11 protein-coding genes are annotated in these 8,403 nt (G+C 68.0%); 7 read left to right on the top strand and 4 right to left on the bottom strand.

Translation table 11 applies throughout. From position 1 onward, the window contains the following. From VFQ84_RS05315 to VFQ84_RS05305, 3 genes are all read left to right on the top strand, one after another. On the top strand, positions 1-1,038 hold a 1,038-nt coding region (locus tag VFQ84_RS05315), incomplete at its 5' end, for an RHS repeat-associated core domain-containing protein (protein ID WP_325129962.1). Further along, complete coding sequence (locus VFQ84_RS05310) at positions 1,010-1,465, top strand: hypothetical protein (RefSeq protein WP_325129960.1); 456 nt, start codon at positions 1,010-1,012, stop codon at positions 1,463-1,465. The genes VFQ84_RS05315 and VFQ84_RS05310, both read left to right, overlap by 29 nt. 118 nt (positions 1,466-1,583) lie before the next feature. Further along, positions 1,584-1,853: a hypothetical protein gene (locus VFQ84_RS05305; protein WP_325129958.1), complete on the top strand. Its 270-nt coding sequence runs from the start codon at positions 1,584-1,586 to the stop codon at positions 1,851-1,853. Positions 1,854-1,904: 51 nt separating this feature from the next. On the opposite strand, the gene VFQ84_RS05300 is transcribed toward VFQ84_RS05305, so the two are convergent. From VFQ84_RS05300 to tsaD, 4 genes are all read right to left on the bottom strand, one after another. Further along, positions 1,905-2,738, bottom strand: coding sequence for a DUF6159 family protein (locus VFQ84_RS05300; RefSeq protein WP_325129956.1), 834 nt, complete (start codon positions 2,736-2,738; stop codon positions 1,905-1,907). A 103-nt stretch (positions 2,739-2,841) separates the two neighbouring features. After that, a complete protein-coding gene (gene folK / locus VFQ84_RS05295) occupies positions 2,842-3,333 on the bottom strand; it encodes a 2-amino-4-hydroxy-6-hydroxymethyldihydropteridine diphosphokinase (protein WP_325129954.1) in 492 nt (163 codons plus the stop codon). Continuing rightward, the gene (gene folB, locus VFQ84_RS05290; RefSeq protein WP_290890211.1) at positions 3,333-3,686 is read right to left on the bottom strand and encodes a dihydroneopterin aldolase; all 354 of its coding nucleotides are present in this window, start codon (positions 3,684-3,686) and stop codon (positions 3,333-3,335) included. Before folB ends, folK begins: the two co-directional genes overlap by 1 nt. 102 nt (positions 3,687-3,788) lie before the next feature. Continuing rightward, positions 3,789-4,871: a tRNA (adenosine(37)-N6)-threonylcarbamoyltransferase complex transferase subunit TsaD gene (gene tsaD, locus VFQ84_RS05285; RefSeq protein ID WP_325129950.1), complete on the bottom strand. Its 1,083-nt coding sequence runs from the start codon at positions 4,869-4,871 to the stop codon at positions 3,789-3,791. Positions 4,872-5,007: 136 nt separating this feature from the next. Between tsaD and rpsU the strand changes: the two genes are divergently transcribed. The 4 genes from rpsU (at position 5,008) to dnaG (ending at position 8,348) form a co-directional block, all read left to right on the top strand. Then, a complete protein-coding gene (gene rpsU, locus VFQ84_RS05280) occupies positions 5,008-5,223 on the top strand; it encodes a 30S ribosomal protein S21 (protein WP_002808376.1) in 216 nt (71 codons plus the stop codon). Between the two features lie 75 nt (positions 5,224-5,298). Then, a complete protein-coding gene (locus VFQ84_RS05275) occupies positions 5,299-5,745 on the top strand; it encodes a GatB/YqeY domain-containing protein (RefSeq protein WP_325129947.1) in 447 nt (148 codons plus the stop codon). 108 nt (positions 5,746-5,853) lie between these two features. Further along, positions 5,854-6,609 (top strand): class I SAM-dependent methyltransferase, encoded by a 756-nt coding sequence (locus tag VFQ84_RS05270; protein WP_325129945.1) that lies wholly within the window; start codon positions 5,854-5,856, stop codon positions 6,607-6,609. A gap of 8 nt (positions 6,610-6,617) precedes the next feature. After that, entirely contained in the window at positions 6,618-8,348 is a 1,731-nt protein-coding gene (gene dnaG, locus VFQ84_RS05265) for a DNA primase (protein ID WP_325129943.1), read from the top strand. The last annotated feature ends 55 nt before the right edge of the window (positions 8,349-8,403 follow it).

Here is an 8,403-nt window from a genome sequence, read left to right as displayed (position 1 = left end):
CACGGCCGCCGCACCGCCCAGTGGCGCGCCGACGGCACGGTGCGGGTCAGCCTGTACACCCTCGACGGCCGCCTGCAGGGCGAAGCCGACAACCGGGCGGTGGGCAGCACCGACTACATCTACTTGGGCGGCACGCTGGTGGCCAAGCGCTTCCAGCACTGGAGCGGCATCCCGCCGTTGGTGACCTACCTGCACAGCGACGGGCTGGGCAGCCCGGTACTGGAGACCGACGCCACAGGCGCGGTACTGTCGCGCGAGCGGTTCCTGAGCTACGGCGGCGCGGTGGATGGCGCGGTCAAGGATGCCGTCGGGTATACCGGGCACCAGGAGGATCCGGCGTCCGGGTTGGTTTACATGCAGCAGCGCTATTACGATCCGGCGGCGGGGGTTTTCACCAGCGTGGATCCGGTCGCTGCCTTTGGCAACCCAATAGGGCAGTTCCATAGATATCGATACGCCAACAACAATCCTTACCGCTTTGTCGACCCGGACGGCCAGGCTTGTACGACAGCAGACATGCGCGTCTCATGCGTACCAAATATGCGAAAAGGTCACGACCTTCCCAGCTTCTCCTTCGAGAAGCCCGACGGTTGGCCGAAGGAAATCGGCTTATCGTGGATAAAATCACATGAGTATCGGTATGAGGATTCCACGCAAGGAAAGTCAGATGCATCCGTACAGCTGGTGATTGTGCGCGACCCAAGCCCTGGCCGCGATCGCCCCGCAACGCTGAGAGGCACGCCTAACGATGCAAGCCCAGCGTCAGGATGGCGCGGCCCGATTGCGAAGGGCGCTGGTGGAAGCCCAATCAAGAGCTACTCGTTTTACGATGAGAACGGCAACACATGGGTTGTTAACGTCACAATGCCTGGCCATCCGCTATTTCCCGGCTACGTCCTTCGCGGCGCTGTGGACGGCAAGATCATCACGTACGGGGAGGGAGACGGCTGGCTTCAAGCGCTGGGGCCTTTCTCACAGATCGGAATTAATGATGAATTCAAGAGAGCGAATGCAGATGCAGTCAAGAATGCCGAGTAATGGAGAAGCGCTACTGGTTAGGCTCATGGGGCTGTTGGCCCTCACTCTTGCGCTGTTGGTTTTACTGTTGCCGGGAATCTTGAGCGCATTTGTATCGACAAAGATCAATCTCATCGCTTCCATTTCGTGCATTTTTATTGCACTTATCTCGACCAGGTTATTTCCACGCGTTAAGTGGGCTGCCGCCGCGTGCGGCTCGCTTGTTGTTGCATTTCCGCCTTACCCGAATTGGCTAACGTTCACCGAAGACAGTTACCTAAGATTCGACCCTCAACTCGCTTCCGCAGTGGGCGGCGCCAATCTGTTCATTTTCGCACTCTCGATCGGTGCGTTTTGGTTGGCGTTTTACGCTATGAACCTGATGAGGACTGGGAAGGTGTCCAGCGTCATCACGCCAGGGGGAGAGGGGAGTGGCAAGTCTGCTTGAACCGGCAACAGGCCATACCCGTCGCTCCGGCCGATTGACGTCGCCTGGCGGCGTCGTGCTACTCGTTGCAGTCGCACTGATATTTTCAGGATGCGACTCCTCGCCAAATATTGCGAGGATGGAGCCGCCTTCCGTCGCCCAAGGACTGGGGCTGTCGGACTGCCAGGTCTCGATTCCCTTGAGCCAGGGCGAGGTTCTTGGCCTTGTGAAGAAATGGGACAACCATCCAAACCCGGAACAAAGCGAGGAATGGATCGAAATGGCAGCGCGCCAGCGCCCGGGTGACCAGCTGAGAATGGTTACCTGCAAGGCTGGTCCGCCCTATTTTTACGCGCTGGTTCGCGAGAACGTGATTCTGCTCAGGTTCCATCCAGTCCTGCTGGACTGAATCGCGGGAGTCACGGCGCCGGAATCGACGCCGCGACCCCGCGCTTCGCGCTTACTTGGGCTGGAACGCCGCCTGCAGCTGCTCGCCGGCGAAGCCCTGCGGGGCCTGGCCGTCGACGGCGTAGCGGTACACCGCGGCCGAATACACGCCCGACAGGGCGGCCTGGATAACGGCGACGCCGGCGATGGCGATCACCGCGAGGATGATGGCGACCAGGGCCAGCTTGCCGCCGCCGAGGGCCGCGGCGCCGACGACCAGCGCGATCGAGGCGATCACCACCAGGGTGGTCAGGATGCCGAAGGCCAGGCCGATGCCAACGTTGCCGGCGACGTTCTCGCCCCAGGTGCGCTTGAGCAGGGTCATCGATTCCTTGACCGCGTCGATCGGGCCGACGTCGCGGGTGACCAGGATCGGCACCACCAGGAAGGTGCCCACGGTCCAGGCCATGCCCAGCAAGCCGATCAGGATGCGGCCGAACACGCCGGCGCGCTCGCTGGCGGCCTTGAGCAGCAGGCCGACGGTGGCGGCGATGGCGGCATAGCCCAGGATCACGCCGATCTTCGAGCGGGCGATGCGCAGGCCGTCGGCCACGGTGGGGTCGCCGCCTTCGAGCCGGATCATCGCGGCGCCGACCAGGGCGGTGTTGAAGAAGAAGATGACGAAGTACTGGCAGAGGTAGAACAGGAAACCCACCACCGCGCCCAGCGGCCCGATCTCGCCGCCTTCGAACAGACGCAGGCCGATCACCGGCACCGCGAACGAGGCCGCGACCAGCAGGGTGGCGAAGGCGGAGATGACCGGGAACAGCAGCAGTTCCTTGTCCGAACGCAGGACGGCGGCGCTGGCCTTGACCAGGGTCCAGCTGCGGGAGATGCGGTCGAACATGGCGGTGGCCTCCGGTGGGGACGCCAACAAATGAACCTGGTTCATTTGTGGGCTGGGATGGCGGTGATTATGGACTGGCGGCGCCTTCACGCAAGGCCGGAAGTCACCCCAGGGCGAGCGCGTCCACGGCCGGCGGCGACGCGGCCTCCGGGTGCACGGCCCACAGCGCCGCCAGCGTGGCGTCGCCGCCGGGCACGCGGTAGTCCGGCGACAGGTCGGCCAGCGGCTTGAGCACGAAGGCGTGTTTCAGCTCCGGGCGCGGCAGCTCGAGGTTGCCGGGGCCCTTCAGCACCAGGTCGTCGTAGAACACGATGTCGATGTCGAGCGTGCGGCTGGAGAAGCGCGGCACGTCGCGGCGACGGCCCTGGCGGTCTTCCAGCGCGTGCAGCCAGTCGTTGAGCGCGTACGGGTCGAGGTCGCTGTCGATCACCGCGGCGGCGTTGAGGAAATCCGGGCCTTCGAAGCCGACCGCCGGCGTGCGGTAGACCGGCGAGAAGCGCACCGCGCCAAAGCGTTCGCGCAGCGCGTCGGCCGCGGCCAGCAGGTTCGCCTCGGCGTCCTGGTTGCTGCCCAGGCTCAGCCAGGCCGTGCCCATCAGGCGCGCGTGCGCTCGATGATGACGCCCACCGCCTTCGAGCCGCGCACGGCGCCGGGCTTGCTCAGCTTCAGGCGCACGTGCTGCACGCCGAACTCGCCGGTGATGATCGCGGCGCAGCGCTCGGCCAGCGTCTCCACCAGGCCGAAATCGGACTCGGACACGTACTGGATCAGGCGCTTGCTGACGGCCTTGTAGTCGAGCGTGTGCTCGATGTTGTCGGTGGCGGCCGGCACGGTGTTGTCGAACGCCATCTCGATGTCGAGCACCACCGGCTGGCGGATCTTGCGCTCCCAGTCGTAGATGCCGATCACGCACTCGATCTCGAGCGCTTCGATGAAAACCTTGTCCATTCCTAGATCCTTCCAATCCGGCGCGTTCCTGTAGGAGGGCCTTCAGGCCCGAAGCTTTTGGCGAAGCGCTTCGGGCCTGAAGGCCCTCCTACAGGGTGCGGGTTACAGGGGTGGCAAGCTTGCCATGTCCCAGCGTGGCGTCACGGTGACGGCCGGGGTCTCGCGCTGGCCGGCCTGCAGGCGCAGGGCACCGGCGAAGGCGATCATGGCGCCGTTGTCGGTGCAGAACGCCGGCCGCGGGAAACAGACCCGCCCCTCCCCGGTAGGAGCGCCTTCAGGCGCGAATCCCTTCTTTGCCGAAGGCAAAGGCAAAAGATTCGCGCCTGAAGGCGCTCCTACCAGGGCATGGAGGCGTTCGCGCAGGCGGAGGTTCGCGCCCACGCCGCCGGCCACCACCAGGGTGCGGATGCCGGTCTGGTCCAGCGCGCGCTTGCACTTGATGGCCAGGGTCTCGACCACCGCGTCCTCGAAGCCGCGGGCGATGTCGGCGCGGGTTTCCGGCTTGCGGTCCGAGGCCTGCCAGGCCAGCAGCACCTGGGTCTTGAGGCCGGAGAAGCTGAAGTCCAGGCCGGGCCGGTCGGTCATCGGCCGGGAAAAGGTGAACCGGCCGGGCCGGCCGGATTCGGCCAGGCGGGCCAGCTCCGGGCCGCCCGGGTACGGCAGGCCCATGAGCTTGGCGGTCTTGTCGAAGGCCTCGCCGGCAGCGTCGTCCAGGGTTTCGCCCAGCAGGCGGTACTGGCCGATCGCGGCCACTTCCACCAGCTGGGTGTGGCCGCCCGAGACCAGCAGGGCCACGAAAGGCGGCTTCAGGGTGGGGTCTTCCAGCAGCGGGGCCAGCAGGTGGCCTTCCATGTGGTGCACGCCCACGGCCGGCAGGTCCAGGGCCCAGGCCAGGGCCCGACCGGCCGCGGCGCCCACCATCAGGGCGCCCACCAGGCCCGGGCCGGCCGTGTAGGCCACCCCGTCCAGGTCGGCGGTGCCCAGACCGGCCTCGGCCAGGGTCTGGCGGACCAGGGGCAGCAGCTTGCGGACGTGGTCGCGGCTGGCCAGTTCGGGCACCACCCCGCCGTATTCGGCGTGCAGGGCGATCTGGCTGTAGAGGGCGTGCGCGAGCAGGCCGCGGTCAGTGTCGTACACCGCCACGCCGGTTTCATCGCAGCTGGTTTCGATGCCGAGGACGCGCATGTGCCTGTTTCTTGGGGGTAAACCGCGGGATTCAAGGATTCCTCGGGATTCAGGCTTGCCTGCAGCCCCGGGGCCCGCGTATCATACGCGGCTCGCCGGCCGTGCCGGGCGAAATCCACGTATCCAGGAATTCCACATGCCGTCTGTCAAAGTCCGCGAAAACGAGCCGTTTGAGTTTGCGCTGCGTCGCTTCAAGCGCACCTGCGAGAAGGCCGGCGTCCTCGCCGAGACCCGCAAGCGCGAGTTCTACGAGAAGCCGACCCAGGAGCGCAAGCGCAAGGCCGCCGCCGCGGTGAAGCGCCAGCTGCGTCGCAGCTCGCGCGACGTCACCAAGCGCCAGCGCCTGTACTGAGCCGCTGTGCCCTCCAAGAAGCCGGCGCGCGCAAGCGTTGCCGGCTTTTTGTGTTTCTGATCCCCGGAGAAAACCATGAGCATGAAAGCCCAGCTGGTTGAAGACATGAAGGCCGCGATGAAGTCGGGCGAGAAGGATCGCCTGGGCGTCATCCGCCTGATCAACGCCGCCATCAAGCAGAAGGAAGTCGACGAGCGGGTCGAGATGACCGACGCGCTGGTGCTGGCCGTGCTGGAAAAGATGGTCAAGCAGCGCAAGGACTCGATCAGCCAGTACGACGCCGCCGGCCGCGAGGACCTGTCCGCGATCGAGCGCTACGAGCTGGGCGTGCTCGAGGCCTACCTGCCCGCGAAGATGGACGAGGCCGCGATCCAGGCCGCCATCGACGCCGCCAAGGCCGAGACCGGCGCCGCCGGCCCGGCCGATATCGGCAAGCTGATGGGCGTGCTCAAGCCCAAGCTGGCCGGCCAGGCCGACATGGGCCTGGTGTCGCAGCTGGTCAAGAAAGCCCTCGCGGGCTGAGGCCCGCCCGCCGCCCCCGTAGGAGGGCCTTCAGGCCCGAAGCCATTCGCGAAGAGCTTCGGGCCTGAAGGCCCTCCTACGGGGGCGGTCGGCGGGTATTCTGGGCGCATGGATTTCAGCAAGGACATCCGCTTCCACGACGCCATCGCGGACGAGTACGACGCCGTCGTGCTGGCCCCGCGCGAGGCGGCGACGGCGCGCCTGTTCGCGCCGCTGCTGCGGCGGCTGGCGGCGCACGCCCCCTTCGAACAGATGCTGGACCTGGGCTGCGGCACCGGCCACATGATCCGCCGCGCGGCGCCGCTGGCCGCGCGCGTCACCGGGGTCGACCACAGCGCCGGCATGCTCGCCTCGGCGCAGCGCATGGCGGCCGCGCACGGGCTGGCGCACGTCCGCTTCGAGCACGGCGACCTGGCGACCTACCTGGCCGCCCGCCCCGACCACGCCGACCTGGTCACCGCGGTCGGCGTGCTGCACCACCTGGACGAAGCCGACCTGGAGCGCGTGCTGGCCGCGATCCACCGCAGCCTGCGCCCCGGCGGCTGGGTGCTGCTGGCCGAGCCGGCGATCGAGGACGGCATGGCCGAACCGGCGGCGATCACGCGCTGGAACCAGGCTTCGCTGGCCGCCCGCCGCAGCCACGCCACCGCCGAGGAAGATCCGGACGAGGCGCCGCTGCCGCTGGCCCGCCTGCAGGTCGCCATCGCCCGCGCCGGCTTCGCGCCGGTGCTGCAGCGGCGCGGCTGGGAGATCTACAACCACAGCGAGCAGCCCGGCCTGGTCGAGCGCCTGCGGATCGCGTGGCTGCAGTGGCGCCACCGCGACACCGGCTTCATCTACGCCTGCCTCGCGCGCAAGGCCTGAGCCCCGCCATGGCCCGCCTGCCCGACGCATTCATCGACGACCTGCTGGCCCGCACCGACATCGTCGAGGTCGTGGGCTCGCGGGTGCCGCTCAAGCGCCAGGGCCGCGAATATTCGGCGCGCTGCCCCTTCCACGACGAGCGCTCGCCCTCGTTCACGGTGTCGCCGACCAAGCAGTTCTACCACTGCTTCGGCTGCGGCGCGCACGGCACCGCGATCAGCTTCCTGATGAACTACGACCGCCTCGAGTTCCTCGACGCGGTGGAGGAACTGGCCAAGCGCGCCGGCATCGAGGTGCCGCGCGACACCCGCCAGGCGCACCAGGCCGGCGAGTCGCGCGACCTGTACCTGGCGCTGGAGGCGGCGGCGAAGTTCTTCGTGCAGCAGCTGGCCGGCAGCGCCAAGGCGCGCGACTACCTGGCCAGGCGCGGCGTCGACGCCGAGAACCAGGCCCGCTTCGGCATCGGCTACGCGCCCGACGGCTTCAATGGCCTCAAGGATGCCTTGGGCACCGACGAGCGCCGGCTGGCCCTGCTCGACAAGACCGGCATGCTCTCGCGCAGCGACAGCGGCCGGGTCTACGACAAGTTCCGCGACCGCGTGATGTTCCCCATCCACGACCGCCGTGGCCGCGTCATCGCCTTCGGCGGCCGCGTGCTGGACAAGGAAGACGGCCCGAAATACCTCAACTCGCCCGAGACCGCGCTCTTCCACAAGGGCCGCGAACTCTACGGCCTGTGGCAGGTGCGGCAGGCGCATTCGAAGATCCCGCAGCTGGTGGTGGTCGAGGGCTACATGGACGTGGTGGCGCTGTTCCAGTACGGCGTGAACACCGCCGTCGCCACCCTGGGCACCGCGACCACGCCCGACCACGCCGAGCTGCTGTTCCGCAACGCCGCCGACGTCTACTTCTGCTTCGACGGCGACCGCGCCGGGCGCGGCGCCGCGTGGAAGGCGCTGGAGTCGGTGCTGCCGCGCATGCGCGACGGGCGCCAGGCCTTCTTCCTGTTCCTGCCCGACGGCGAGGACCCGGATTCGATCGTGCGCAAGGAAGGCGCCAGCGGCTTCGAGGCGCGGCTGGCCCAGGCCACGCCGCTGTCGAGCTTCTTCTACGCCGAGCTGTCCAAGGACGTGAACCTGGCCGGCATGGAGGGCAAGGCGCGCCTGGCCGAGCGCGCCAAGCCGCTGCTGGCCGGCATCCCGGACGGCGCCTTCCGCGACCTGATGCAGCAGCGCCTGACCGAGCTCACCGGCGTCGGCCAGCGCGCGGCCGCGGCGCCCACGCCGCAGGCGACGCCGTCGATGCGCGGCCGCGGCGGTGCGCCGGCGCCCAAGATCAGCCTGGTGCGCGCCGCCATCGCGCTGCTGGTGCAGCAGCCCGCGCTGGCCGAGGCGATCGAGCCGCCCTGGCGCTTCGGCGTGCTGCGCCAGCCCGGCATCCCGCTGCTGATGGAGCTGATTGACCTGGCGCGGGCACGGCCGGGCATCACCACCGGCGCCGTGCTCGAACATTTCAGCGAGCGTGAAGAAGGCGCCGCGCTGCAGAAACTGGCCATGCAGTCCTTCCCCGGCGAGCTGGCCACCCTGCGCCAGGAGTTCCTGGACGCGCTGGCCCAGCTGGACAAGCAGACCCGCCAGCAGCGCCAGGGCGAGCTGCAGGCGCGCATCAACGAGGTGGGCATGTCCGGTCTGTCCGAGGCCGAGAAGGCCGAGCTCCGCGACCTTCACGCCGCCCGCTGACCCCCTGTAGGAGCGCCTTCAGGCGCGAAGCTTTTCGGCGAAGAGATTCGCGCCT

The sequence above is a fragment of the Arenimonas sp. genome, assembly GCF_035721105.1.
Classification (GTDB): Bacteria; Pseudomonadota; Gammaproteobacteria; order Xanthomonadales; family Xanthomonadaceae; genus Arenimonas.
The sequence above is the reverse complement of the archived record's forward strand: the minus strand, read 5'-3'. Positions and strand labels throughout refer to the sequence as shown.

Bases quoted from the DNA above. Each gene is read 5' to 3' on its own strand.
- VFQ84_RS05300 (WP_325129956.1), bottom strand. From the start codon at position 2,738: ATGTTCGACCGCATCTCCCGCAGCTGGACCCTGGTCAAGGCCAGCGCC.
- folK (WP_325129954.1), bottom strand. From the start codon at position 3,333: ATGGGCACGGCCTGGCTGAGCCTGGGCAGCAACCAGGACGCCGAGGCG.
- VFQ84_RS05310 (WP_325129960.1), top strand. From the start codon at position 1,010: ATGCAGATGCAGTCAAGAATGCCGAGTAATGGAGAAGCGCTACTGGTT.
- VFQ84_RS05270 (WP_325129945.1), top strand. From the start codon at position 5,854: ATGGATTTCAGCAAGGACATCCGCTTCCACGACGCCATCGCGGACGAG.
- VFQ84_RS05305 (WP_325129958.1), top strand. From the start codon at position 1,584: ATGGAGCCGCCTTCCGTCGCCCAAGGACTGGGGCTGTCGGACTGCCAG.
- tsaD (WP_325129950.1), bottom strand. From the start codon at position 4,871: ATGCGCGTCCTCGGCATCGAAACCAGCTGCGATGAAACCGGCGTGGCG.
- folB (WP_290890211.1), bottom strand. From the start codon at position 3,686: ATGGACAAGGTTTTCATCGAAGCGCTCGAGATCGAGTGCGTGATCGGC.
- VFQ84_RS05275 (WP_325129947.1), top strand. From the start codon at position 5,299: ATGAGCATGAAAGCCCAGCTGGTTGAAGACATGAAGGCCGCGATGAAG.
- dnaG (WP_325129943.1), top strand. From the start codon at position 6,618: ATGGCCCGCCTGCCCGACGCATTCATCGACGACCTGCTGGCCCGCACC.
- rpsU (WP_002808376.1), top strand. From the start codon at position 5,008: ATGCCGTCTGTCAAAGTCCGCGAAAACGAGCCGTTTGAGTTTGCGCTG.